Annotated in this window: 20 protein-coding genes and 1 riboswitch; of the genes, 10 read left to right on the forward strand and 10 right to left on the reverse strand. The window is 62.0% G+C overall.

The window, feature by feature from the left end:
- Positions 1-226: 226 nt before the first annotated feature.
- Positions 227-1,039: a 3'(2'),5'-bisphosphate nucleotidase CysQ gene (cysQ, locus tag AB5Y67_RS17385; protein WP_199428093.1), complete on the reverse strand. Its 813-nt coding sequence runs from the start codon at positions 1,037-1,039 to the stop codon at positions 227-229.
- A gap of 37 nt (positions 1,040-1,076) precedes the next feature.
- On the reverse strand, positions 1,077-1,685 hold the full coding sequence (gene nudE, locus AB5Y67_RS17390; RefSeq protein ID WP_005340262.1) for an ADP compounds hydrolase NudE: 609 nt from the start codon (positions 1,683-1,685) through the stop codon (positions 1,077-1,079).
- Between the two features lie 144 nt (positions 1,686-1,829).
- Here nudE and yrfG point away from each other — a divergent pair, with 144 nt between their 5' ends.
- On the forward strand, positions 1,830-2,510 hold the full coding sequence (gene yrfG, locus AB5Y67_RS17395; RefSeq protein WP_108541082.1) for a GMP/IMP nucleotidase: 681 nt from the start codon (positions 1,830-1,832) through the stop codon (positions 2,508-2,510).
- A gap of 85 nt (positions 2,511-2,595) precedes the next feature.
- On the opposite strand, the gene AB5Y67_RS17400 is transcribed toward yrfG, so the two are convergent.
- The 4 genes from AB5Y67_RS17400 to AB5Y67_RS17415 all read right to left on the reverse strand — a co-directional run bounded on the left by AB5Y67_RS17400 (position 2,596) and on the right by AB5Y67_RS17415 (position 5,197).
- Entirely contained in the window at positions 2,596-2,808 is a 213-nt protein-coding gene (locus AB5Y67_RS17400) for a hypothetical protein (RefSeq protein WP_005340264.1), read from the reverse strand.
- 114 nt (positions 2,809-2,922) lie between these two features.
- Positions 2,923-3,261, reverse strand: coding sequence for a DUF1294 domain-containing protein (locus tag AB5Y67_RS17405; protein ID WP_101530974.1), 339 nt, complete (start codon positions 3,259-3,261; stop codon positions 2,923-2,925).
- On the reverse strand, positions 3,258-3,848 hold the full coding sequence (locus AB5Y67_RS17410) for a sugar O-acetyltransferase (protein WP_199428094.1): 591 nt from the start codon (positions 3,846-3,848) through the stop codon (positions 3,258-3,260). Before AB5Y67_RS17410 ends, AB5Y67_RS17405 begins: the two co-directional genes overlap by 4 nt.
- An 86-nt stretch (positions 3,849-3,934) precedes the next feature.
- The gene (locus AB5Y67_RS17415; RefSeq protein WP_199428095.1) at positions 3,935-5,197 is read right to left on the reverse strand and encodes a DUF4010 domain-containing protein; all 1,263 of its coding nucleotides are present in this window, start codon (positions 5,195-5,197) and stop codon (positions 3,935-3,937) included.
- 217 nt (positions 5,198-5,414) lie between these two features.
- On the opposite strand from AB5Y67_RS17415, the gene AB5Y67_RS17420 reads away from it, so the two are divergent.
- The 6 genes from AB5Y67_RS17420 (at position 5,415) to cbl (ending at position 11,205) form a co-directional block, all read left to right on the forward strand.
- Positions 5,415-6,416: a sulfate ABC transporter substrate-binding protein gene (locus AB5Y67_RS17420; protein ID WP_236381235.1), complete on the forward strand. Its 1,002-nt coding sequence runs from the start codon at positions 5,415-5,417 to the stop codon at positions 6,414-6,416.
- A gap of 56 nt (positions 6,417-6,472) precedes the next feature.
- On the forward strand, positions 6,473-7,048 hold the full coding sequence (locus tag AB5Y67_RS17425) for an alpha/beta hydrolase (RefSeq protein ID WP_199428097.1): 576 nt from the start codon (positions 6,473-6,475) through the stop codon (positions 7,046-7,048).
- A gap of 269 nt (positions 7,049-7,317) precedes the next feature.
- Positions 7,318-8,157 carry a sulfate ABC transporter permease subunit CysT gene (cysT, locus tag AB5Y67_RS17430; RefSeq protein ID WP_199428098.1) on the forward strand — a complete coding sequence of 280 codons (840 nt, stop codon included), beginning with the start codon at positions 7,318-7,320 and terminating at the stop codon, positions 8,155-8,157.
- Positions 8,154-9,044, forward strand: a complete 891-nt coding sequence (gene cysW / locus AB5Y67_RS17435; protein WP_199428099.1) for a sulfate ABC transporter permease subunit CysW — start codon at positions 8,154-8,156, stop codon at positions 9,042-9,044. The genes cysT and cysW overlap by 4 nt, the downstream gene beginning before the upstream one ends.
- A 22-nt stretch (positions 9,045-9,066) precedes the next feature.
- On the forward strand, positions 9,067-10,134 hold the full coding sequence (locus AB5Y67_RS17440; protein WP_199428100.1) for a sulfate/molybdate ABC transporter ATP-binding protein: 1,068 nt from the start codon (positions 9,067-9,069) through the stop codon (positions 10,132-10,134).
- A gap of 123 nt (positions 10,135-10,257) precedes the next feature.
- Complete coding sequence (gene cbl / locus AB5Y67_RS17445; RefSeq protein WP_040067353.1) at positions 10,258-11,205, forward strand: HTH-type transcriptional regulator Cbl; 948 nt, start codon at positions 10,258-10,260, stop codon at positions 11,203-11,205.
- 58 nt (positions 11,206-11,263) lie between these two features.
- On the opposite strand, the gene gbpA is transcribed toward cbl, so the two are convergent.
- Together gbpA and AB5Y67_RS17455 are read right to left on the reverse strand one after the other, a co-directional pair.
- Complete coding sequence (gene gbpA / locus AB5Y67_RS17450) at positions 11,264-12,685, reverse strand: N-acetylglucosamine-binding protein GbpA (RefSeq protein WP_199428101.1); 1,422 nt, start codon at positions 12,683-12,685, stop codon at positions 11,264-11,266.
- 64 nt (positions 12,686-12,749) lie between these two features.
- A riboswitch (cyclic di-GMP riboswitch) is annotated at positions 12,750-12,835 on the reverse strand.
- A 264-nt stretch (positions 12,836-13,099) separates the two neighbouring features.
- Positions 13,100-14,782 carry a methyl-accepting chemotaxis protein gene (locus AB5Y67_RS17455; protein WP_199428102.1) on the reverse strand — a complete coding sequence of 561 codons (1,683 nt, stop codon included), beginning with the start codon at positions 14,780-14,782 and terminating at the stop codon, positions 13,100-13,102.
- A gap of 276 nt (positions 14,783-15,058) precedes the next feature.
- On the opposite strand from AB5Y67_RS17455, the gene AB5Y67_RS17460 reads away from it, so the two are divergent.
- On the forward strand, positions 15,059-16,924 hold the full coding sequence (locus AB5Y67_RS17460; RefSeq protein WP_199428103.1) for a M3 family metallopeptidase: 1,866 nt from the start codon (positions 15,059-15,061) through the stop codon (positions 16,922-16,924).
- A 79-nt stretch (positions 16,925-17,003) separates the two neighbouring features.
- Here the strand turns inward: AB5Y67_RS17460 and AB5Y67_RS17465 are convergent, their stop codons facing one another.
- A complete protein-coding gene (locus tag AB5Y67_RS17465) occupies positions 17,004-17,240 on the reverse strand; it encodes a hypothetical protein (RefSeq protein WP_199428104.1) in 237 nt (78 codons plus the stop codon).
- A gap of 308 nt (positions 17,241-17,548) precedes the next feature.
- On the opposite strand from AB5Y67_RS17465, the gene AB5Y67_RS17470 reads away from it, so the two are divergent.
- Positions 17,549-18,841 (forward strand): ferric reductase-like transmembrane domain-containing protein, encoded by a 1,293-nt coding sequence (locus tag AB5Y67_RS17470; RefSeq protein ID WP_199428105.1) that lies wholly within the window; start codon positions 17,549-17,551, stop codon positions 18,839-18,841.
- A 15-nt stretch (positions 18,842-18,856) separates the two neighbouring features.
- Here the strand turns inward: AB5Y67_RS17470 and AB5Y67_RS17475 are convergent, their stop codons facing one another.
- Positions 18,857-22,024: a S41 family peptidase gene (locus AB5Y67_RS17475; RefSeq protein WP_199428106.1), complete on the reverse strand. Its 3,168-nt coding sequence runs from the start codon at positions 22,022-22,024 to the stop codon at positions 18,857-18,859.
- A 279-nt stretch (positions 22,025-22,303) separates the two neighbouring features.
- Here AB5Y67_RS17475 and AB5Y67_RS17480 point away from each other — a divergent pair, with 279 nt between their 5' ends.
- Positions 22,304-22,783 carry a murein L,D-transpeptidase family protein gene (locus tag AB5Y67_RS17480; protein WP_042084254.1) on the forward strand — a complete coding sequence of 160 codons (480 nt, stop codon included), beginning with the start codon at positions 22,304-22,306 and terminating at the stop codon, positions 22,781-22,783.
- Positions 22,784-22,898: the final 115 nt, after the last annotated feature.

Below are 22,898 nucleotides of genomic sequence, written 5' to 3' on the forward strand. Positions count from 1 at the left end.
ATTTTGGCTAATCAGGTGTTTTCAGGATTACGTGAAAAAATCGCACCATTTCTCACCGACCGATTATGATGTTTCACTATCATTATGCCGCTTTGCCAGCGTATCACGCTGTTCAAGAGCGACTTGACCAGCGGATCACACCGGCCATCACCTGGGGCAACTTCCCTGAAAAAGCAGGCGGCCATCGGGCCGCCTGCTTGTCTGGTGTGATGATATCGCTATCCGTTTAGTGGGCCAGAATGCTGCCCCAGGCGAGATCCGGATCCCCCATCACGATAAAGTCAGGGTTCTCCAGCGACTCGGTTTCGTTGTAACTGAGCGGCTGCAACGCCAGGCTGAGGATACGGCCACCGGCTGCCTCGACGATGCACTGGGCGGCGGCGGTGTCCCACTCGCCGGTGGGGCCGAGCCGCACGTAGCAATCGGCCGCACCTTCCGCCACCAGACAGGATTTGAGGGAGCTGGAACCAAGCGGGATCAGCTCGTAGTTGATGGCCGGGTTGAGGCGGCTGGTGAGGTTCTCCAGCTTCTGGCGGCGGCTGATGGCGACTACCAGCGAGTCGGGCTGGTCATGCTCGTGATGCATGGCGCTGATGGGCAGTACCTCGCCATTCACCTCCTTGAAGGCGCCGTAGCCGCGCACCGCCCAGTAGAGCACGTTGGACTCGGGGGCGTAGATGACCCCGAGCACCGGCACATTGTCCCGCACCAGGGCGATCAGGGTGGCGAAGTCGCCGCTGCCCGCGATAAATTCGCCGGTGCCGTCGAGGGGATCCACTAGCCAGTACTGCCGCCAGTTGGATCGCTGGCTGAAGGGGATGTCGGCCGCCTCTTCAGTCAGCACGGGAACGTGGGGAGTGAGCGCCGAGAGCGCCTGCTTGAGGTAGGCATCGGCAGCAAGATCGGCACTGGTGACCGGGGTCGCATCCTCCTTCAGCTGACGCTCGAACTGACCGCCGTGATAGATGTCGTGAAGGATCCTTCCGGCTTCGCGGGCAATATCCTTGACCCCCGGCACCCAGGCCAACAACTCCTGCATCTCGTTATCCTCTGTCTGTTAACTGCCCGTCTGCGGGCTACTCTGCCTGCTCCGCCAGCCACTTTTGGGCCAAGAGCAGGGCACTGATGCTGCGCGACTCGGTGAAGTCGGGTCGCGCCAGCAATTCGTCGATCCGGTTGAGTGGCCAGGGGATCACTTCCAACGGTTCGGGCTCGTCGCCGATCCGCTGCTCGGGGAAGAGGTCCCGCGCCAGCAGGATATCCATCCGGCTGGAGAAGTAACCGGGCGCCAGCGACACCTGCTTGAGCAGGGTGAGGCTGTTGGCGCCAAAGCCCGCCTCCTCCATCAGCTCCCGGTTGCCCGCCTCGAAGGCATCTTCGCCCGGGTCGATCAGCCCTTTAGGGAAGCCCAGCTCGTAGGAGTGAGTGCCAGCGGCATATTCGCGCACCAGCAGCAGGGTGTGGGCATCGAACAGCGGCACCACCATGACGGCGCCACGATTGCCGCCGCGCATCCGCTCGTAGACCCGCTCTTCGCCGTTGGAGAATTTGAGGTGTAGCGATTCCACCTTGAACAGTCGGCTCTCGGCGACGATATCGGCCTTGAGGATCTCCGGCTTGCTCTTGGGGTGATCCAGTTGGTCGGCTGAGATGTGCTCGGGTTTGCTCTTGTGGGGGTCGCTCATCGGACGCTGGCTGCTCGTTAAAAAATCGTGCTTCAAGAGTAAACGACTCTCACACCGAACACCACGGGCCAGGGATGGCAAAGGGGGAGGAAAAATCCGTTATACTGCCGCCCCGTTTTCCGAGATCCGCGATCAAGAGGCCCGATGCCACACTCCCGCTCCACCACCTTGCCCTGGCACCAGATAGACACCGTCTTGCTCGATATGGATGGCACCCTGATCGATCTGCATTTTGACAACCACCTCTGGCAGCAGCTGGTGCCGGAGCGTTACGCCGAGCGGCTCGGGCTGCCGCTGGATGAAGCAAAGGCGCAGATCGATGTCCACTATCACGCCGTCAACGGCACCCTCAACTGGTACTGCGTGGATTACTGGAGCGAGACCCTGGGGCTCGATATTCGTGCCCTCAAGCAGGAGCTGCTGGCGAAGATCCAGTGGCGACCCCATGCCATCCCTTTTCTGGCCGAGTTGCGTGCCGCGGGCAAGCAGCTGGTGCTTTTCACCAACGCCCACCCCGCCAGTCTGTCGGTGAAGGATGCGCAGCTGGGACTGAGCGACCATCTGGATTTGATGGTGAGTACCCACGAGCTGGGTTGGTCGAAGGAGAGCCAGCACTGCTGGCAGGCACTGGCCGAGCGGCTGGCGTTCGATCCGGCCCGTACCCTGTTTGTGGATGATAGCGAGCGGATCCTACGGGCTGCCGCCGACTATGGCATCGGCTATCAGCTGGCGATCCAGAATCCGGATAGCTGCAAGCCGGAGCAGAGCATTACCGCTTTTCCGGCGATCCGCGACTATGCCGAGTTGCTGCCGTTGGCAATCTGAATCAGTTCAAACAAGAGAGGGCTGCATCATGCCGCCCTCTTTCTTTGATTTGAATTTTGGTTATCTGACGCCTGATGGCGAAAAATCACAGCTCCCGAAACGGGCGCCGTTTCTCCTCTTCGATGACGATCGCCTCCAGATTGGCGATCCGCTCCTGCAATTCTCTGATGATCATATCCTGCTTGCCGAGGCGGTCGGTGATGCGTGCATCCCCCATCTGGTAGCGAGCCCGCTTGCCGAGATATCCGAACAATACGCTGATAAATACGATCAGGACTATGCCTGTCCACATGGTCATGTCACGACTCCTTGTCGTCTATAAACGGCGAAAACGCTGATGAGATCTGCTCTGTTTTCTCACAGCCGTCGGGCGGCCGCAATGGGGCCTATTGTCCCTTTGTGACGCAGACAGCTATTGCTGCCAGAGTGGCCGCCCGACCCAGAGCGCCCACAGTGTGAGGTGCAGCAGCACGATAAACCAGAAGACCAGCCGGTAGCTGCGCTTCTGGGTCTTGTGACGCAGCCACTGGCGGGCCACCAGTGCCCCCGGCCAGCCGCCGCACAGCTCCAGCAGGTGCAGGCGAGATTCGGGAATGCGCCACTCGCCCCGCACCGCTTGCCGCTTGTCCCATGCGTAGGCGGCTACCGTCAGCAGGCTCATGAAGAGCAACACGGCCAGCGGCCACCACTGCTGCTCGCCGAGGCCGAGCCAGAGGGCGGCGCCCAGTGGCAGCAGCGCCAGCGCCATCACTGGGCCAGCTCCCAGCAGCGCTCCTCGTCCTGCTTGAGGGTGCGGATCACCTTGGCCGGATTTCCCACCGCCACCGAGTCGGCCGGGATGTCGCGGGTGACCACTGCGCCTGCGCCAATGATGGAGCGCGGCCCTATGGTGACGCCGGGGCAGATGATGGCGCCGCCGCCGATCCAGCAGTCATCGCCGATCTGCACCGGCTTGTTGTAGGCGGTCCAGTTGCGTCGCTCCAGATAGTTCATGGTGTGGGTGGCGGTGTAGATCTGCACGTTGGGGGCCAGCAGCACATGGCTGCCGATATGCACTTCACCCAGATCGAGAATGGTGACGTTGAAGTTGAAGAAGGTCTTCTCGCCGATATGGATGTTGCGGCCAAACTCGCAGGTGAAGGGCGTGCTGATCCAGCAGGAGTCGGGGCAGTGGCCGAACAGCTCGCGGCAAATCTGCTGGCGCAGAGGGCCATCTCCCGCCGATGAACTATTGAGCCGGGCCAGCAGCGCCTGACCGCGGATCCGGTCGTTCGCTATCTCCTCGCTCTGGCCATCCAGCGCCCCGCCTGCCAGTACCTTGTCCCAGTCGCTCGCCATTGCTACCTCCTCATGCTGCAAGAGGGGGCAGTATACGTGACTGTCTGGGGCGCCGTCAGTCTGTCACTTGTTGCAGGTGATCCCCGTCAACCTGCGGGCCAGACGAGGGGGAGGATCAGCAGGGCCGAGACGAAGTAGGGGAGTAGCACCCGCAGTCCCAGCCGGCGGCCGCCTATCCCCAGGGCCAGCAGCCCCTTCACCAGCGAGTTGACCAGCCCGGCTAGCAGGATGCCGCGGGCCGCCACCTCCAGCGCCAGCTCCTTGTGGGAGAGTTGGGAGAGCGACAGCGTGATGGCGTCCACATCTGTGATCCCCGACACCAGTGACAGCAGATAGACCCCCGAGTTGCCCACCTTGCTCTGCAACAGGGTGGCCATAAAGCCGATCAGCGCCAGCAGCAGGCCGAACTTGATGGCGGTGGCCAGATCGAGCGGGTTGCTGGTTTCCGGTTTTACCGGGCCGTCGGTCAGCTCCTCGCGCTGACGCCAGAACCAGAAGGCAAAGCCGTACACTGTGGCCGCCAGCAATACGAGCGGGGCGACGAGGCGCATCGCCAGCTCGCTGTGAATGAGCAGCACCAGCACCAGCAGCCGCAGCCACATGGTGGCCCCTGCCAGCAGGATGCCGGTAGCCAGCAGTCGCTCCAGCCCGCCTTGTTCCTTGTTGAGGCGGGCAAACTGCAGGGTGAGAGCGGTGGAGGAGGCCAACCCCGCCAGTATGCTGGTGAGTACCAGCCCGGCGCGGGTGCCGAGCAGCCGCACCGCGAAGTGGCCACAAAACGAGATGCCGGCGATCACCACCACCATCAGCCAGATCTTGAAGGGATTGAAGGCATCGAGGGGCCCCATCTCCTCGTTGGGCAGCACTGGCAGCAGCACCAGCGAGATGAGCAGAAAACGCAGGGTGGCGTGAAACTCGGTTTCGCTGAGAAACAACATCCCCTGCTGGATCTGTCCCTTCAAACCCATCAACAGGGCGGCCAGCACGGCGCAGGCCACCGCTTCGCTCGGGCTCAGCAGCACCGACATCAGCCCCAGCAGATAGGTGAGCAGCATAGCTACCGAGCTGGTGAGGCCAAACTCCCCTTGCCAGCGCTGGGCCAGCCAGACCGAGAGGCCGCAGCCGATCACCACCGCCAGCAGGCCGAGCAGCGGCAGCCAGGGGCCCAGGATCGGCAGCAGCAAGCCGCACACCCCGCCAAGCAGGCCGATGAGGCCGTAGGTACGCATCCCGGCGATGCGCTGGTTATCCCCCAGCTGGCGTACCTGCCAGCCCCGCTCCAGCCCGATGATCAGGCCGATGGCCAGCGAGACCAGGGCACCGTTGACGGGTTCTGCATTGATCCACATAACGACTTCCTTTTCGTCATCTGCCTGCCTTGTTCCCATGATGGCACAGCGCTTGAGGTCACAGAGGGGCGTGGCTCACAGAGTCTGCGTCTGGCTCCTTGTGGCGTGTGGCTGCCTGATATGAGCAAAAGAGATAAGCAAAGAGTTATTTCTTTCTTCTGGGCATAACAACTCCACGGCATGCTGTTCTCAACCCAACAAGATATGGAGAATCACCATGAAACTGCGAATGACCGCCCTGACCCTGCTCTCTCTGCTGGCATTTGGTCAGGCCAATGCCGCCGAGATCCGCCTGCTCAACGTCTCTTACGATCCGACCCGCGAGCTGTTTCAGGAGTACAACGCCGCCTTTGCCAAGGAGTGGAAGGCCAAAACCGGCGACGACGTGGTGGTGAGCCAGTCTCACGGTGGCTCCGGCAAGCAGGCCCGCGCTGTGGTGGATGGACTGGAGGCCGACGTGGTATCGCTGGCGCTGGCCTACGATGTCAACGCCATCGCCAAGGAGGGGCTGACCGCTGCCGACTGGCAGAGTCGCCTCGGCAACAACGCCTCGCCCTATACCTCCACCATTGTCTTCCTGGTGCGCAAGGGCAATCCCAAGCAGATCAAGGATTGGGATGATCTGGTGCGCAAGGATGTCGCCATCGTGACTCCCAACCCCAAGACCTCCGGCGGGGCACGCTGGAACTATCTGGCCGCCTGGGGCTATGCCCTGAAGAAGAGCGGCAGTGAAGAGGGGGCCAAGCAGTTTGTCGGCGATCTCTTCAAGAACGTGAAGGTGCTGGACTCAGGCGCCCGCGGTGCCACCACCAGCTTTACCGAGCGCGGTCTCGGTGACGTGCTGCTGGCGTGGGAGAACGAAGCCCTGCTGGTGCTTGGTCAGGCGGGGGCCAGCGACAAGTTCGAGCTGGTGGTGCCTTCGGTCTCCATTCTGGCGGAGCCGCCGGTCGCGGTGGTGGACAAGGTGGCCAGGAAGCACGGTACCGACGCGGTGGCCAAGGCCTATCTCGATTATCTCTACTCTGACGAGGGGCAGCATATCGTCGCCAAACATCACTATCGCCCCAGCAACCCGGCGATCCTGAAGGAGACGGCAGCCCAGTTCCCACAGCTTGCCTTCTTTACCGTCAAGGATCTGGAAGGGGATTGGGAGAAAGCCCAGAAGAAACACTTCGCCCAGGGCGGTCTGTTTGACCAGATCTATCAGCCGGGTCGTTGATAGCTTCGTTATCCATCACTGAACTGGCCCCTGTGCCAGCCGATAGGAGCACCAAGATGAACAAGATCCTCCTGGTTCCCGGTCTGCACAACAGTGGGCCGGATCACTGGCAGAGCCGCTGGCACGATCATTTTCCCCAATGGCAGCGGATGACCGGGCTACCGTGGGACAAGCCGGACCTCAGGGTCTGGAGTGCCAAGCTGGCGAGCAAGCTGAAACGTCGCCGCAGCCGGGTCCATCTGGTGGCTCACTCCTTCGGCGCCCTGACCGCCATCGCGGCGGCCCGCTTGCAGCCGGAGAAGGTGGCCTCGATCTTTCTGGTGGCGCCCGCCGATCCGGCCCGTTTTGGCATTGCGGATGAGGCCTTGGCCGGGCCGCTGCAGGTATCGGTCCAGCTGGTGGCCAGCCGCAATGATCCCTGGATGAGCTTTGAACGGGCTGAGTACTGGAGCCGTCAGTGGCAGGTGCCGCTGTTCGATGCCGGTGAGGCGGGCCATATCAATGCCCAGTCAGGTCATGGGGACTGGCATCAGGGGCTGCATTTGCTGGGGGCACTCTACCGCCGTGGTGAGCTGGTAGTGGCACCGGTCAAGACCGCATCGACCCGGCCGGTCGTATTGGGCTTTCGCTAGGTATCTGTGAAGTGGTTGGAGGGTTGTCGGGCGCGCTGTTCGCTGGCTACTCCATGCCCCCGTTCTTTGAATGTTCCGCTCCGTATTGCCCATTTCTTAGGTCTTTTATTTATATAAAAGACTTTTTTTATTTGGAGTGCTCCAAGAGCCTTGTGACTCTGCGGTTAGACAAAAAAGTGATTAGCAAAGTCGCAATTGATGTTTGTTGCCGATGAGGGGAGTGCGCAGAATCACCATATCGAAAATTCTTCATAACAGATGGATGTGTTATGCGATTTGGTTCTTATTCTGTCCTGCCCGGTTTTGGCCCCACTTTGGGGTTCAGCCTGCTCTATCTGGGCCTGCTGGTGCTGTTGCCGCTCTCGGCCCTGGTACTGTTTGCGATCAACAACCTGACCGCCGCCGAGTTCTGGCAGGTGATCGGTTCACCCCGGGTGCTCGCCTCTTTTCGCCTGAGCTTCGGTGCGGCCTTTGTCGCGGCGCTGCTCAACAGCCTGTTTGGCCTGATCTTGGCCTGGATCCTGGTGCGCTACCCCTTCCCCGGTCGTCGTCTGGTGGATGCGCTGATCGACCTGCCATTTGCCATGCCGACCGCTGTATCCGGCATCGCCCTGTGCGCCATCTTCGCTCCCAACGGCTGGATCGGCCAGTTGCTGGCGCCGCTCGGCATCCAGCTCGCCTACAACCCTATCGGGGTGGTCATCGCACTCACCTTTATCGGATTGCCGTTTGTGGTGCGCACCCTGCAGCCGGTGCTGCGGGAGGCTGAAACCGAACAGGAGGAGGCGGCCGCCAGCCTCGGCGCCGATCGCTGGCAGACCTTTCTGCGGGTGCTCTGGCCGACCCTGGTGCCTGCCCTGCTCACCGGCTTTGCGCTGGCGTTTGCCCGCGGGGTGGGGGAGTACGGTTCGGTCATCTTTATCGCTGGCAACCTGCCGATGGTCTCGGAAATCGCGCCGCTGATGATCATGAGCCATCTGGAAGAGTATGACTACGCAGGTGCCTCCGCCATCGCCGTGGTGATGCTGCTGATTTCGTTCATTTTGTTACTGCTAATCAACAAGTTGCAGGCCTGGAGCTGGTCTCGCATCGGAGGGAGCCGGATATGAGTTCATCTGTTATCACCATTGAGGCGGCCTCTGTGGAGGCGACCCCCGCTCGCAAGGCACCGGTCGTGATCCGTGAACCCCAGTGGGTCAAGTTGCTGCTCATCACGGTCGGTTTGGGCTGGTTTGCCGCCCTGTTGCTGCTGCCGTTGGCCACCGTCTTTATTCAGGCGCTGACGCCGGGGCTCGCCTTCTTCTGGCACGCCATCAGCGAGCCGGATGCCTTGAGCGCCCTCGGTCTCACCGCGTTGGTGACCCTCTGTGCGGTTCCACTCAATCTGCTGTTCGGGATTGCTGCGGCCTGGGCCATCGCCCGCTTCCGCTTCCCCGGTCGGCAGCTGCTCATCACCATCATCGATCTGCCCTTCTCGGTGTCGCCGGTGATCGCCGGTCTGATGCTGGTGTTGATGTTCGGCAGCCGCGGCTGGTTCGGTGACTGGCTGAGCGAGCACGACATCAAGATCATTTTCGCCACCCCGGGGATCATCCTGGCCACCACCTTCATTACCGTGCCCTTCGTGGTGCGCGAGCTGCTGCCCCAGATGGAGGCGCGTGGCCCGGAAGAGGAAGAGGCGGCCATCATGCTGGGGGCGAGCGGTCTGCAGATGTTTTGGCGCGTCACCCTGCCCGGCATTCGCTGGAGCCTGATGTACGGTCTGCTGCTCTGTACCGCCCGTGCGGTCGGGGAGTTTGGCGCGGTGTCGGTGGTTTCCGGTCATATTCGCGGCCAGACCAATACCCTGCCGCTGCATATCGAGATCCTCTACAACGAGTACCAGACCGGCGCCGCCTTTGCAGTGGCAAGCCTCTTGGCTCTGTTCGGGATCTTCACCCTGCTGGGGGAAACCCTGTTGGCCCGGCTGCGTGCCCAGCCCACCAAATCTCACTGATCACCGTTTTAAAGAGGCAGCCATGAGCATTCAGGTTCAACAACTCAACAAGCATTTCAATCAGTACGCGGCGCTGGCAGACATCAACCTCGACTTTCACGACGGTGAGCTGGTGGCCCTGCTTGGCCCCTCCGGCTGTGGCAAGACTACCCTGCTGCGGATCATCGCCGGGCTGGAGCAGGCCGACAGTGGCAGCGTCATCATCCGCGGTGAGGACGCCTCGGATCTCCATGTGCGTGAGCGCAACGTCGGCTTCGTGTTCCAGCACTACGCCCTGTTTCGCCACATGACGGTATTCGAAAACGTGGCGTTTGGCCTGCGGGTCAAACCGCGCAGCGAGCGCCCGGCCGAGACGGCGATCCGTGCCCGGGTCAAAGAGCTGCTGGATCTGGTGCAGCTCAGCCACGTGGCCGAGCGCTATCCGACCCAGCTCTCCGGCGGTCAGCGCCAGCGGGTTGCGTTGGCCCGCGCGCTGGCGGTGCAGCCCAAGGTGTTGCTCTTGGACGAGCCCTTCGGCGCCCTCGATGCGCAGGTGCGCAAGGAGCTGCGTCGCTGGCTGCGCGAGCTGCACGACGAGCTGCACGTCACCAGTCTGTTCGTGACTCACGATCAGGAAGAGGCGCTGGAGGTAGCGGATCGGGTAGTGCTGATGAACGCCGGCCGGGTCGAGCAGATCGGCACCCCGGCCGAGGTCTACGACCAACCCGCCAGCTCCTTCGTCCACAGCTTCCTCGGCAGTGTGAACCAGTTCCGCGGTCGGGTGGCGGAGCAGGGATTCGGTGTCGGCGAGCAACTGCTCGGCGGGCCGTCGGCTTCTCATCTGGCCCACGGCAGTGCCGCCATCGCCTATGTCCGCCCCCATGAACTGGAGATCTTGCCAGCCGATGCGCCGGGCGGGATCCGCGCCACCATTACCCGCCTGCTGCCCATGGGGCCGCGCATTCGGGTGGAGCTGCGTGGCGATGGCGAAACCAAAGGGGCCCACTATGAGGCGGAGCTGAGCAAGGAGGCGGCCAAACTGTTTGCACCGGGTCAGGGGGTTAAGCTGGTGGCCAGACAGGCGCAGTTCTATCCCGACTATCAGATTTGATGCTGTGTTGCGGGCGGTGTGGCCGCCCGGTTCAGGCTGTCAGCCGGGCATGATCCCGGCCAAATAACAAAAATGAGAGGGGCGAGTAGCTTGTGTCGCCCACTCTTCGCAGGAGGCGACAAGGTGAATTTTCAGCAGTTACGCATTATCCGGGAGGCAGCGCGGCGAGATTACAACCTGACCGAGGTGGCCAACGCCCTTTTTACCTCGCAATCCGGGGTGAGTCGCCATATCCGCGAGCTGGAAGAGGAGCTGGGGATAGAGCTGTTTATCCGCTACGGCAAGCGGTTGCTCGGTATGACCGAGCCGGGCAAGGAGTTGCTGGTGATTGCCGAGCGCATTCTCAATGACGCCAACAACATCCGCAAACTGGCCAGCACCTTTGCCAACCGCGACTCGGGCCGTTTGCTGGTGGCGACCACCCATACCCAGGCGCGCTATGCCTTGCCGCGGGTGGTGAAGGCGTTTCGCGAGCAGTTCCCGCTGGTACAGCTAGAGCTGCGTCAGGGCAGCCCGGAGGAGATAGTGCGGCTGGTGCAGACCGGCGAGGTGGATATCGGCATCAGCAGCGAGCAGCTCGACAAGAGCGAAGGGGTGGTGGCATTCCCCTACTACCGCTGGCACCACAATATCGTGGTGCCCGAGCAACATCCGCTGGCTGGCGAGCGGGATCTGACGCTGGCGGCGCTGGCCAACTGGCCCATCGTCACCTATCAAGCCGGGTTGACCGGGCGGGTGCGGGTGGATGAAGCCTTTGCTGCAGCTGGCATTGAACCGCAGATCCTGCTGACGGCGCAGGACTCCGATGTCATCAAGACCTATGTCGAGCTGGAGATGGGGGTCGGCATACTGGCCGACATGGCGTTCGACGCACAGCGCGATCAGGGGCTGGTACAGCTTGATGGCAGCCATCTGTTTGCCCCCCACACCGCCTGGATTGGCCTCAAGCAGGGGCAGTTCCAGCACAACTTTGCCTGGCAGTTTATCCAGCTCTGCAACCCCGAGCTGGCGCTGGCGGATATTCAGGCCCGCGCCATGGGCAGCGAACCCGCCCTCGACTTCCAGATTTGAATGAGAAGAGATAGCAAAAGGGGAGCAAATGGCCCCCCTTTTGCTATCCGGTGGCGAGTTACTTCACTTCATCCCACGCCATCTGCCAGTGGGAGCCGATGCCCGGCTCGTACTGGGTGGCGGTGGTGGTCCACTGCTGGCAGTAGCCGCTGTAGGGGAAGGGCTTGCACTGATAGACCTTGCCATTTTTCGGCTGCTGCACCTTTGTGCCGGCGGCATAGGATTTGAGCGAGTTCGGGAAGACGAAGTCGTATTCGCCGCTGCTCTGCTCCTTGAACATCAGGTCCATGGTCTGCTGGATGGTCTCGCCACCCGCTTTCTGGGTGGCCTTGATCACCAGCTGGTGGTGACCTGCCTTGAGCCCTTCCAGCGCCATGGTAAAGGAGTGGCTGCTGTCCCTGATGTCGGCACTGCTTTCACCCTTGGCGACGCCGCCGTGGTCATAGAGGGTGTTGGTGACGGCCAGATCGCCCTGTGCGGTGACGGTGAAATCGAGGGTTGCCTTGCCGTTGTCCAGCACATAGTCGCTGGCCAGACCGCTGACGCTGATGCTGTCCACTACCGGCGGCTGCAGCTGTTGCAGATCAATCTCGACTCGCTCCAGTTTGCTGTTTCGCTTCAGATAGACGGGGTTCATGCCGTAAATCGGATTGAACTGGCCATCGGCTCCTTGCTGGCCGGCGCGGATCAGGCTCTGCTCGGCGTTGATCTTGCTGGCGAGGGCATGAGCCCAGTTGTTCTTCTGGCCCTGCTCGGCAGTGGTGATGGTCAGCACGGTCTGCAGATCGGGGCGCTCGCCGTTGGCATCGAATACCCGGGTCATTGCCTTGTCACCTGCCGCGAGGTCGATGGAGGGGTAGATGGTGCCGGCCTGACTCCACTCCAGCGGCGGCTGGCTGCCATCTTTGAACTTGGCGTCGATGATGTTGTAGAAGCTGTTGCTGGTGTCGCCCACTTCCCACACGCCGAGGATCAACTGATAACCGGTGCGCTCCGGCAGGATGCAGTTGTGGGTTACCTGCTTGGGCGGCTGCACCATGTTGCCGTCGATGACGCAGAAGGGGGGCAGATCGAACGAGGCGCGGGTGAGCGGCTGGTTGGGGTTCCAGTCCTGCTTGGTGAGGTAGTAGCGCCAGTTGCGGGTGACGTGGTTTGCGGTGAAGGTCCAGCTGATGGCGAAGGGGCCGGGCTGTACTTCACGCTTGGTCCAGCGGTCGCTGGTCTGGATGTTCAGCTCGCTCCAGCGCGGGCTGCCCGCCGAGGCGATTTGACCATCCTGCGGGCCGCTCTGCGGGAAGCCGGAAGGGCCTTCCACGCTCTGGGGTTCCCACTGCACGCCACCACACTGGCTGTTGCCGCCGGTTTTGCACAGATAGTTGCGGCTCTCTGGCTGGCTGATGTAGCCATGAGCCAGGGCGCTGCCGCTGGCCAGCAGAGCCAGCACCGCTGCGATGTGATTGAGTTGGATTTTTGCTGCCATACATTCCTCTGTTCGACAGATGTGGGCAGTCAGTTGGCCGGGGATTCCCCGATACACACTTGCGTGTGGCAACCCCGCTATCCTGGACAAAACGTCTGTAGACCGGAGGCTTTGCGTCCCGACCTTTCGGTCAGTTTGCCAAATGACTAGATGATTAGTGATGGGCCAAATGTTCGGCCATCAGCATTGTGCACTGCATTGATTCGTTATTTGAAGTTGAATGTTTAAATGCATCATCCCATGGCGCGAAAATTATTCTAACTGACTGTTTTTAAATTGTTCTCTTATCTGTGAATGGCGCCGATTAACGTTGAATATGCCGATAAGATGCATGCTGATTGCGTGTTGGCGGCGTAAAAAAACCTGCCAGCTTGGCTGGCAGGTCGGGTGACAAGGCGACACGGGTTGACGCCCTCAATGACGGGGGCGCTGTTCTCCGGAGGGGGGAGACAGGGGCGCCATCATCGGCGCAGTGGAGGGCTCCTTGCCCAGTTTGAACACCGCAAGCCGCTCATCCAGGCTGCGGGAGAGACCGGCCAGCAGCTCGCTCTCCTGCGCCAGTTGCGAGGCGGACTGGGACATCTCCAGCGCCGAGTCGTTGATGCCGCTGACGTTGCGGTTCATATCCTCGGCCACCATGCTCTGCTGCTCGGCGGCGGTAGCGATCTGGGTCGCCATGTCGCTTACATGCTGGATGTGGTTGACGATCAGGGTGAGATCTTGCCCCGCCTGCTGGGATTGGTTGACGCTGCTCTCTGCCAGTTTGCGGCTGGTATCCATGGCGTTGGCGGCGGTGACGGCCCGTTGCTGCAGCTGGGCAATGGTACTCTGGATCTCTTCGGTAGACTGGCGAGTGCGGCTGGCCAGCTGGCGCACCTCGTCGGCCACCACGGCAAAACCGCGGCCCTGCTCACCGGCACGGGCTGCCTCGATGGCGGCGTTGAGGGCCAGCAGGTTGGTTTGCTCCGAAATGGCGCTGATGACGGCGGTCACTTCGCTGATCTGCATTACCCCCTCTTTGAGCTGGTTGACCTGCTGGGTGGCCTGCTCCACCTCGGTGGCCAGCGCCTTGATGCCGTGCACGCTGGCGTGAACGTCACGGTTGCCGAGACCTGCTTCACCGGTCGCTTCCTGGGTATCCCGCGCGGTATTTTCGGCGTGTCCGGCCACATCGGAGATGGTGGCGCTCATCTCGTTCATGGCGGTAGCGAGCTGGGCCAGCTGATCCCGCTGGCTGGTGACCGCCTGATTGGTCTGCTCGGCAGAGGCGGCGATGCGCAAGGCGGCATCTGCCACGTTGCGAGCCCCCTGGCTGGCCTCCAGTAGGGCGTGGCGGATGGCATCGAGACTCTGGTTGGTGCAGCGGGCGACCACTCCCAGCTCATCCTTGCCCTGTACCGGGATGCTTACCACCAGATCCCCCTTGGCGACCCGCTGCATGGCGTGGTTGATCTGGCTGAGAGGGGAGACGATAGAGTGCGTAATGCGCCAGCCCAGCAGCCCCATCAGCAGGATCACGATGGCGGTGGCGGTCCCCATCTTCATGTACTGGGCCCAGATGGTCTGCTGAATATCTTGCAGCAGCATGCCGGAACCGAGGATCCAGCCCCAGGGCTGATAGCCGGAGACCATGGAGAGCTTGTCGGCGGTCTCACCGGACGGGCCGACCCACACATATTGCAGAGTGCCCTGTTTGCCCCCTTTGGCGATATCCACCATCTGATACCAGAACTGCCCGGCGGTGGCGGCGCTTCCTTCACCCATCTTCTGGCCGACCAGTTCGGGACGGATAGGGTGAACCACCATGGTGCGGTTCTCGTCGATGACGAATAAATAGTTGTTGCCATCAAAGCGGGTGTTGGTCAGCAGCTTGCGCGCCTCCTGCTGGGCCTGCTCTGCTGGCAGGGTGCTGGCCAGAAACTGGATCTGGCTCATGGCCTGTTCCAGAACCGCATTGAGCCGCGCCTCTCGCTCGCTCATCAGATTGCGCTGGAGCGCGTTGGCCGAGATAAGTAGCAGCGAGACAAAACCGACAAACGCCAGTGCGAGCAGCAAAATCAATTTGCGGCTCACGGTAATATCACCGAGCTTGAACATGACTAAACCCTCATTTCCCTGTTGATTTTATGTGGCTCTGTACCGCGGCAGCCAGTTCGTAAGAGTTAACAACTCATTTACTTTCAGTCTCTTGCCGACCTTTCTCAAATGAGCGTTTTAACATCAGTATAGTCAGCAGACAGCAACCCCCACTTTTTGGTAGCGTGTTGATGCGCATCCCTGCGCAATTTTTGCCAAAGAGTGTGAATCATTTGGCATTTCACTAAAAAAAGGAGTGGGCCCCGCTGCGGGTGACCCCATAACAAGAGGGAATTTATGAGTTCCATTGCCAGGAATTACTTCAACCAGCTCAACGCCGACTACCTGCAGGTGCACAGGCGCAAGGAGGATCTCTTCTGGTCCACCTATATGGGCACCAGCGACGATCAGGCCGGTTTCACCGCGGCCGAGCAGGCCTACAAGGCCTTTTGTGCCAATCCGGCCCGTCTGCCCGCATTGCGGGAGATGTTGGTGCAGGCCGACGAGGATGATCTCAAGGGCGGTCTGCAAGGCTGGATCGCCTTCTTCGAGTGCAATGTAATTGAAGATCCCGCCGCTGCCGCCCTGATGGATGAGCTGGTAGCCGCCGAGGCGGAGCTGTTCGCCCGCCGCAAGGGGCTGAAACTGACCCTGCTGGATGAGCAGGGCCAGCAGGTCGCAGGCAGCCTGTCCGCCGCCAGTACCTCGCTCGCCGCCAGCCCGAACGAGGCGGTGCGCCAGAGCGCGCTCGCCATGTTCCACACCCTGGAGCAGTGGGTGGTCGGCAACGGTTTTCTCGAGGTGGTGGCAATCCGCAACCGCTTTGCCCGCGCCATGGGCTATCGCGACTACTTCGACTACAAGGTGCGCAAGAACGAGCAGATGAGCCCGGAGCAGCTGTTCGCCATCCTCGACGACTTTATTGCCCGCACCGACGCCCGGTTGCAGCAGAGTCTGGTCGAGCTGAAGGCCGCCAAGGGCGAGGCGGCCCTGCTGCCCCACAACCTGCGTTACAGCGTGAGCGGCGATGTGACCCGCCAGCTCGATCCTTACGTGCCCTTCTCGCGGGCGCTGCGGGATTGGGTCGAGAGCTTCCGCCGGCTCGGCATCCAGTATCGCGGGGCGACCCTGACGCTGGATTTGCTGACCCGGGAGGGGAAATACGAGAACGGCTTCTGCCACGGCCCGGTACCGAGCTTCTTCCAACAGGGGGAGTGGGTGCCAGCTGTGGTCAACTTCACCAGCCTGGCCGATCCGGCGCAGGTGGGCAGCGGCTGGAGTGGCCTCAACACCCTGTTCCACGAGGGAGGCCACGCCGCGCATTTTGCCAATGTCACCGGCAACGCCCCCTGCTTCTCACAGGAGTTTCCGCCCACCTCCATGGCCTATGCCGAGACCCAGTCGATGTTCTGCGACAGCCTGCTGGACGATGCCGACTGGCTGAAACGTTACGCCAGAAATGCGGTGGGAGAGTCAGTTCCCGATGCCCTCGTCAAGGAGATGATTGAAGCGCGTCAGCCGTTTCGCGCGTTTAACGAGCGCCAGATCGCGTTGGTGGCCTACTTCGAGTGGGATCTCTACGCCATGGATGAGGCCGAGCGCACCCCCGAGGCTGTGTTGGCGCTGGCCCGCCAGTGGGAGCGCAAGATCCTCGGGGTCGAGAGCCCGCGTCCGTTGCTGGCCATTCCGCACCTCCTTAATCAGGAGTCGGCCTGCGCCTATCACGGCTACCTGCTGGCGCTGATGGCGGTGGAGCAGACCCGCGCCTTTTTCCTCAAACGTGATGGCTACCTCACCGACAACCCGCGTATCGGGCCGGATCTGGCCGCCCACTACTGGGGGCCGGGCAACGGCATGACTCATGATGAGACCTTGCGCAGCCTGACTGGTGAAGGCTTCAGTGCCGTGCCGCTGGCCGAGGCATGCAACCTGAGCGCCGCCGAAGCTTGGCAACAGGCGCAAGCCTGCATGGCCGCCGCCCAGCAGCGCCCCGCGGCTGGCGAGGGAAGCCCGCTCAATGCCCATATCCGCGTGGTACACGGCGCCGAGCTTATCGCCGACAACAGCGAGTCGGAAACCCGGATGCTGGCCGATTTCGAGGCGTGGATTACCCGGTGCTACTTTGCTGGAGATGTCAGAGAGGAGCTGAGCTGCGTGCAGTAAGTGATGTGATGAAGGCAGGCTTGATATGAATAGGCAATTGGCAGGAGGGGCGACCTTCCTGCCATTCTTTTTTCATTAATCACGATTCATCAATGACTTTATTTCCGCAATTTTCACAGATGGCGTGGCGTTCAAAGCGATCCATGTTGACCAGAAAGGGGCCGGCGGCCCAGCCGGTAATGAAGTCTTTGATAAATGCAGTGCGCTTTTGCTCTGGTTTCACCTCTTTTCCATAGGATTTGTCGACCAGCACTACGACATGGTTGGTCTCGCGTTGACAACTCGGGCAGTAGCGTTGTTCGGTGGATGAAAGCAAGGGGGATCTCCTTGTCCGGAAGAGTGGGCAGCAGGTTGTTCGCCGCAGACATATACAGTCCCCATTTGATTCCTTTTTCTGGCAGGTCGTCAATCACAGCGGAGGTGGATTGTGCGCCATCTCCTGTGAAGAGGGGCGAGCCAACAAGGGTGATCACGAGGGGCCAGTCGGCCCCTCTTTTGTTTCCGTTTGTCACACATTGCCACACAAGCTTCCCCCTCTGGCAAAGTCTTGTGACCGGACGGGTGTGTAATGGTGCTATCAGCAGGGAGATGAGGCCCTGCAGCAATGGAACCAGGGAGCATGTTATGACGAACAAATGGATGTGGTGGCTGTTGCCGCTGCTGGCGGTCGGGGTCTGGTGGCTGGGTTATGCGGGGGATGCCAACGGGGTGTGGTCCTGGCGCCATGAGATGTTGCTGCTGACGGGTCTGCTGGGGATGACCTATATGGCCATTTCGCTGTTGCTGGCGTTGCGTCTGCCGCAGCTGGAGGTGTGGTGTGGCGGTCTGGACCGGATGTTGCGATGGCACCGCCAAACGGCCATCGGCGGCGCATTGGCGCTCACTGCGCATTGGCTGGTGGTGGAGGCGCCCAAGTGGGCGGTCTCGGCAGGTTTACTGAGTCGTCCCGCGCGGCGTGGGGCCAGCGGTGCTGGGGCTGGCGCAGGTAATGGCTTCTCGCTCCATGCCTTTGGCAATACCCTGGGCGAGTGGAGTTTCTATCTGCTAATCGCGCTGGTGGTGGTGAGTTTGCTGGCGCTGGTGAGTTATGGCCGTTTTCGGCTGATCCACCGGATGGCCCCGCTCATCTATCTGGCGGGGTGGGGACACGGGCTCTGCCTGCTGCCTCAGATTGGGGCCATGACCCCGGTGGGGGTATCGATCTGGTTGATCGGTGGGCTGGGAGCTATCGGGGCCCTCTACTCCCTGCTGGGACAAGTGGGAGCGCGGGATCGCCATCCGGGCCGGGTCATTGCGGTGCGGACGCTGGCGGATCAGACCTGCGAGCTGACCATGCAGCTGGAGCGGCCGCTCGCCCATTACCGCCCGGGTCAGTTTGCCTTTTTCGAATTTGACGCCAAGGAGGGGCCGCACCCCTTTACCCTGGTGCGGGTGTCAGCGGATCGGCGCCAGCTGGTGATCGCGGTGCGGGCGCTCGGGGATCATACCCGCCAGCTGGTGGCAGAGGCGCGCATCGGGGATGAGGTGGTGGTGACCGGCCCCTATGGCGCTTTTATCGCCCCGCAAGGGGGAGGGCGAGCCCTCTGGCTGGGGGCCGGGATCGGTATCACGCCGTTTGTGGCCTGGCTGGAGGGGATGGCTGCCCGTGGCGAGCGCGGCGAGGGGATCACTCTGATCCAGTGTGCACCGGATCTGGTGGGCGCCGTCTACCACCAGCGGTTAGCCGAGCTCTGTCATCGCACCGGTGTGTGCTATCAGCTGCATCTGGACAAGGCGGCCGGGCGGCTGGATCTGGCCCGCATCGCGCAGGATGCACCCGAGCAGGTATGGTTTTGCGGGCCGGAGGGGATGGCAGATGCCCTGACCCGGCTGTTGCCGGGCGGGCATCTGCATCGCGAGCTGTTTCGCTTTCGTTAAGCTCGATGGGCGCCGTTATTTGGCGCTGGCGGGCAACTGCTTGAGGGCGGCCTGTACCGCGGCTTCCAGTTGCGGATCACGCCCGGCCAGCATGTCGGCGGGGGTGAGAGGCACTTGCAGATCCGGGATCAGCTCCTGATTCTCGTAGAAGGTGCCGTCCGGTTTGCGCAGCCCCAGGGTTGGAATGCCGTAGGAGAGCCCCGGGATCAGCCTGGAGTCGTGGCTGTAGACCATGGTGCCGGTGCCGGGCACCGGATCGCCGACGATGGGGCCGACCTTGAGGGTGCGGTAGTACTCGGGGAAGGCGGAGCCTTCCGAGTAGCTGCCAGCGTTGACCAGCACCACCGAAGGCTTGGTCCACTGGCGAGTGGCGGCATCGGTTTCCCCCTTGCCCTGACGGGGCCAACTGCTGGCCATCCCCTTAGCGCTGCCGCTGCCGGTCAGAAACTCCACCAGGGTATTGGCGAGATAGCCACCGCTGTTGAAGCGGACATCGACGATCAGCGCATCGCGATTGCGCTGTCTGCCGAGGGCATCCGCCACCACCGCATCGTAGACCTCGCTATTCATTGCCGGCAGATAGACGTAGCCGACCCGTCCTCCGCTCAGCCTGGCCACCAGCTCCCGCCGTTTCTCAATCCAGCGATCCTGTTGCAGCTGGTACTCCTGCTGCTTGTCGATGGCGGTGAGCACCACCTCGTCAGTTTGCTTGTTGCCCTCCTGCTGGAAGGTGAGGGCGAGCCGGGCACCGGCCTGACGGTTGAGGGCCCGATCCAGCTCGGCCAGATTGGCAATCGGGATGCCGTTGATGGCGAGCAGGCGGGCGCCCGGGGCGATATCGCTCTCCTGATCCAGCGGGCCGCCAGAGAGCAGGGCGGTGAGCATCACCCCTTGCTCGCCATCCTGCCAGTAGCCGCCAAGGCTGGCGGTCTCGTCCGCCATGCGCGGGAAGGGGGCGGGGCCGCTGCCCCAGGTGTGGGAGACATTGAGCTCGCCAGCCAGCTCCGCCAACAGGTTGCCAAAGTCCCGCGGGTTGCCGATGCCCGGCAGCAGGCGGCGGTAAGCGGTGACATAGCTATCCCAGTTCACCCCGTTCATATCGTCCAGATAGAACTCGTCCCGGGTGAGCCGGGCGATCTGATCGAAGGCGGCGGTCATGCGTTCCTGCCAGCGGCTGGTGGGCTGCAAGGCGAAGGGGGCGCTGGTGGCCTCGCCGGAGTCGAGGTGGATCCGGGTGATCTCCCCATCTCGCACCAGGGTAGCCAGGGTGCCCTGCTGATTGAGGCTTGCCAGCGCTGGGCCGGGCTGCTCGCCAAACAGTTCGCTGGTTTTGCCTTTGCGCAGATCCTGGCTGTAGCCCTTGATCTCGCTCTCGCTGTTGACCCCCATCTCCTCCACCAGATAGATCAGCTGGTCGCCGATGATGCGGCTGGCGAGCAGGGTGCCGGTGGGTTGCAGCAGCAGCGCTTCTCGATGGTTGAGACGATCGCTCTCAAAGCCGTATCCCCCTTTCGGCGGCTCCAGTTCGGCAATCGCATCGGCTCTGGCGGCGCGGCTGCTGTAAATGCCGAGCAGGTTGGTGACGAGGGGCTCGCCATCGGGCCCCAGTGCGCCAAACCGGGTCGATTGCCAGTAGAGGATGGCGCCATCCTGACTCCAGCCCGGTTGCCCATCCTGATAGCCGTTGAGGCTGACATTGACCGGTTTGGCCTTGGGATTGGCCGTGTCGATCACCGCGATCTCCTGCTCTGCCGCATCGGGGCGGAAGGTGAGCGCCAGATGGCGGGAGTCGGGAGCAAAGGCGAGATGCACCTCGTGGCGCGAGGGGTTGAAGCTGGCAGGTACCAGCTCCCGCTGCTTGTTGCTCGCCAGATCCAGCAGGTGGATGGCCTGGCCATCCACCACGAAGACGAGCTGCTTGCCGTCGGGGGAGAGCACCGGACGGCTGATCCCCTTGTCGGGAATGGCCAGCAGCAGACTCTCGGTCAGAGTGCCGGGATCGCTGAACAGCAGATCAGGGTCCCCCTTGCGCAGGCGATAGAGGGCGGCGTGCCCCTGCTGCTCCGACAGATAGATGAGGGCGCGCCCCTGCTCGGCGAAGAGAGGGCTGGATTGCTCGCTCGGGTCGCGGGTCAGCTGGCGCACCCGCTCCCGCTCGGGGTCAACGGCAAACAGGTTGCCCTCGCTCACCAGGATCAGCTCGTCCGCCCCTTCGCTGACCAGCGCTTCGTCTGCCAGGGTCAGGGCCTCGCTCGCCTCATCCGGCGTGCTCGCCACTTGCGGTGTGAGGGTCAGCTTGCGTGGCTCGCTGCTACCGGCATCGAGGCGATAGAGTTCACCGAGCCATGACCAGACCAGATCGCCATTGCGAGAGGCGCTGAGCCCCCGTACCGGATGGCCCTGATAGTGGGTCAGCTGTTGCTCCTTGCCGCTGGCGAGATCCCGGCGCCAGACGTTGAAATCGCCGCTGCGCTCGCTCAGGTAAAAGAGGGTATCTCCCTTGTCGCTCCAGACCGGATCGGTGGCCGCGACCCGATCTTCGGTCAGCTGCTTGTGCTGCTTGCCATCAAACAGCCAGAGACGGGGCACCGCGAACGAGTGCTGATGCTTGCGAAAGGGTTGATCCGCCGCGGGCATCTGATAGGCGATCCGCTCTCCGTGGGGGCGGGCAAGGGTCGCAGGCAGCGGCAGATCTGCCTGCAAGGTGCCGCCGCTGATCGGGGTCCAGTAGAGCTCGCCCCATTGGTAGCCTTCCGCGACATAATGGTCGGCATCGGGCGCCCCCAGGCGCTGGCTGCTCAGCAGCAGCCGTTTGCCATCGGCGCTGAAGGCTTGCGGCAGATCGGTGCGCGAATCGCGGGTGAGGCGCACCATCTCGCCGCCGCTGGCGGGTACCACGAACACATCCTCGTTGCCGTAGAGATTGGCGGCAAAGGCGAGCTGTTTGCCATCCGGCGACCAGATTGGCCGCTGGCTCAGGTAGTCGCTGCCGGTGAGCGCTGTAGCGGGGCCACCCTCGGCACTGGCGACAAAAATGCGCCCCTGCCAGGTGAAAGCAAGCTGCTTGCCATCGGGGGAGAGGGCGGGCTCGCGCAGCCAGAGTGCATCGGCGGCGACACTGGCGGGCAGCCAGAGCAGAAGTGGCGAGAACAGCAGGGTGGCGAGGCGGCACGAAGAGCGCATGGCATGATCCTGTCGGGGAGTGGAGTGTTATCTTCGCCGATCATTGCCCCGGGTGCCAGCGCGATAATTTTTGGTATCTTGTTGTTTTAACTGTTAATTACCAATATCAAATGACGGCGTTCAAGGAAGATGGCCTGGCTGCGGCAAGATATGTTTTGCCGGGCATATTGAGTATTGATGGCGATCCAATATCATGGCGCTCGCTCGCCACTCGGCGGGCATCGTTCAGATGATCTGGTAACAAGAAAAGCCCGCACCAGAGGCTTGTCGAGGGATGGAATGAGAGCCGTATTACTGTGTTTGTTGGGGCTTTGGCCCGCATTGAGTTTTGCCTTTACCGAAAAAGCCGATTTGGTGGTGGTCAAGAAGTCGACCTATAGCCTGACCCTGATGAAGGATGGCAAAGAACTGAAGCGCTACTGGATTGCTCTGGGCCCGGCGCCCAAGGGGCACAAGCAGCAGGAAGGGGATCAGCGTACGCCGGAAGGGCGCTACACCCTCGACTACAAGAAGACCAATTCCGGCTACTACAAAGCCATCCATATCAACTATCCGAACCTGGATGATATCAAGCGCGCCAATGAGCTGGGTGTTCGTCCGGGTGGCATGATCATGATCCACGGCCAGCGCAACAGCATTGGCAACCGCAGGGTTCAGCCCTCCAACTGGACCAATGGCTGCATCGCCATGCTCAACCACGAGCTGGATGAGGTGTGGGACGCTATTGACCCGGGTACGCCCATCGTCATCGAGCCCTGATCCCCTTGTGCACGCCCGCGACTCCGCGGGCGTTTTATTTCCCGCCAGTGATGACGTGACAGCGCTTGTTGTCCCGTGCTAGTTTTTTCGGCTCGCTTTGGCTGTGACAAGGAAG

The organism is Aeromonas sp. s12 (assembly GCF_040907925.1).
GTDB classification, from domain to species: Bacteria; Pseudomonadota; Gammaproteobacteria; order Enterobacterales; family Aeromonadaceae; genus Aeromonas; species Aeromonas veronii.

Excerpts from the sequence above, each read along its gene's own strand:
- AB5Y67_RS17400 (WP_005340264.1), bottom strand. The coding sequence starts at position 2,808 with ATGACCATGTGGACAGGCATAGTCCTGATCGTATTTATCAGCGTATTG.
- AB5Y67_RS17440 (WP_199428100.1), top strand. The coding sequence starts at position 9,067 with ATGAGCATTCAGGTTCAACAACTCAACAAGCATTTCAATCAGTACGCG.
- cysW (WP_199428099.1), top strand. The coding sequence starts at position 8,154 with ATGAGTTCATCTGTTATCACCATTGAGGCGGCCTCTGTGGAGGCGACC.
- AB5Y67_RS17460 (WP_199428103.1), top strand. The coding sequence starts at position 15,059 with ATGAGTTCCATTGCCAGGAATTACTTCAACCAGCTCAACGCCGACTAC.
- AB5Y67_RS17475 (WP_199428106.1), bottom strand. The coding sequence starts at position 22,024 with ATGCGCTCTTCGTGCCGCCTCGCCACCCTGCTGTTCTCGCCACTTCTG.
- AB5Y67_RS17455 (WP_199428102.1), bottom strand. The coding sequence starts at position 14,782 with ATGTTCAAGCTCGGTGATATTACCGTGAGCCGCAAATTGATTTTGCTG.
- AB5Y67_RS17480 (WP_042084254.1), top strand. The coding sequence starts at position 22,304 with ATGAGAGCCGTATTACTGTGTTTGTTGGGGCTTTGGCCCGCATTGAGT.
- AB5Y67_RS17410 (WP_199428094.1), bottom strand. The coding sequence starts at position 3,848 with ATGGCGAGCGACTGGGACAAGGTACTGGCAGGCGGGGCGCTGGATGGC.
- nudE (WP_005340262.1), bottom strand. The coding sequence starts at position 1,685 with ATGAGCGACCCCCACAAGAGCAAACCCGAGCACATCTCAGCCGACCAA.
- yrfG (WP_108541082.1), top strand. The coding sequence starts at position 1,830 with ATGCCACACTCCCGCTCCACCACCTTGCCCTGGCACCAGATAGACACC.
- AB5Y67_RS17415 (WP_199428095.1), bottom strand. The coding sequence starts at position 5,197 with ATGTGGATCAATGCAGAACCCGTCAACGGTGCCCTGGTCTCGCTGGCC.
- gbpA (WP_199428101.1), bottom strand. The coding sequence starts at position 12,685 with ATGGCAGCAAAAATCCAACTCAATCACATCGCAGCGGTGCTGGCTCTG.
- cysQ (WP_199428093.1), bottom strand. The coding sequence starts at position 1,039 with ATGCAGGAGTTGTTGGCCTGGGTGCCGGGGGTCAAGGATATTGCCCGC.
- cysT (WP_199428098.1), top strand. The coding sequence starts at position 7,318 with ATGCGATTTGGTTCTTATTCTGTCCTGCCCGGTTTTGGCCCCACTTTG.
- AB5Y67_RS17470 (WP_199428105.1), top strand. The coding sequence starts at position 17,549 with ATGACGAACAAATGGATGTGGTGGCTGTTGCCGCTGCTGGCGGTCGGG.
- AB5Y67_RS17420 (WP_236381235.1), top strand. The coding sequence starts at position 5,415 with ATGAAACTGCGAATGACCGCCCTGACCCTGCTCTCTCTGCTGGCATTT.
- AB5Y67_RS17425 (WP_199428097.1), top strand. The coding sequence starts at position 6,473 with ATGAACAAGATCCTCCTGGTTCCCGGTCTGCACAACAGTGGGCCGGAT.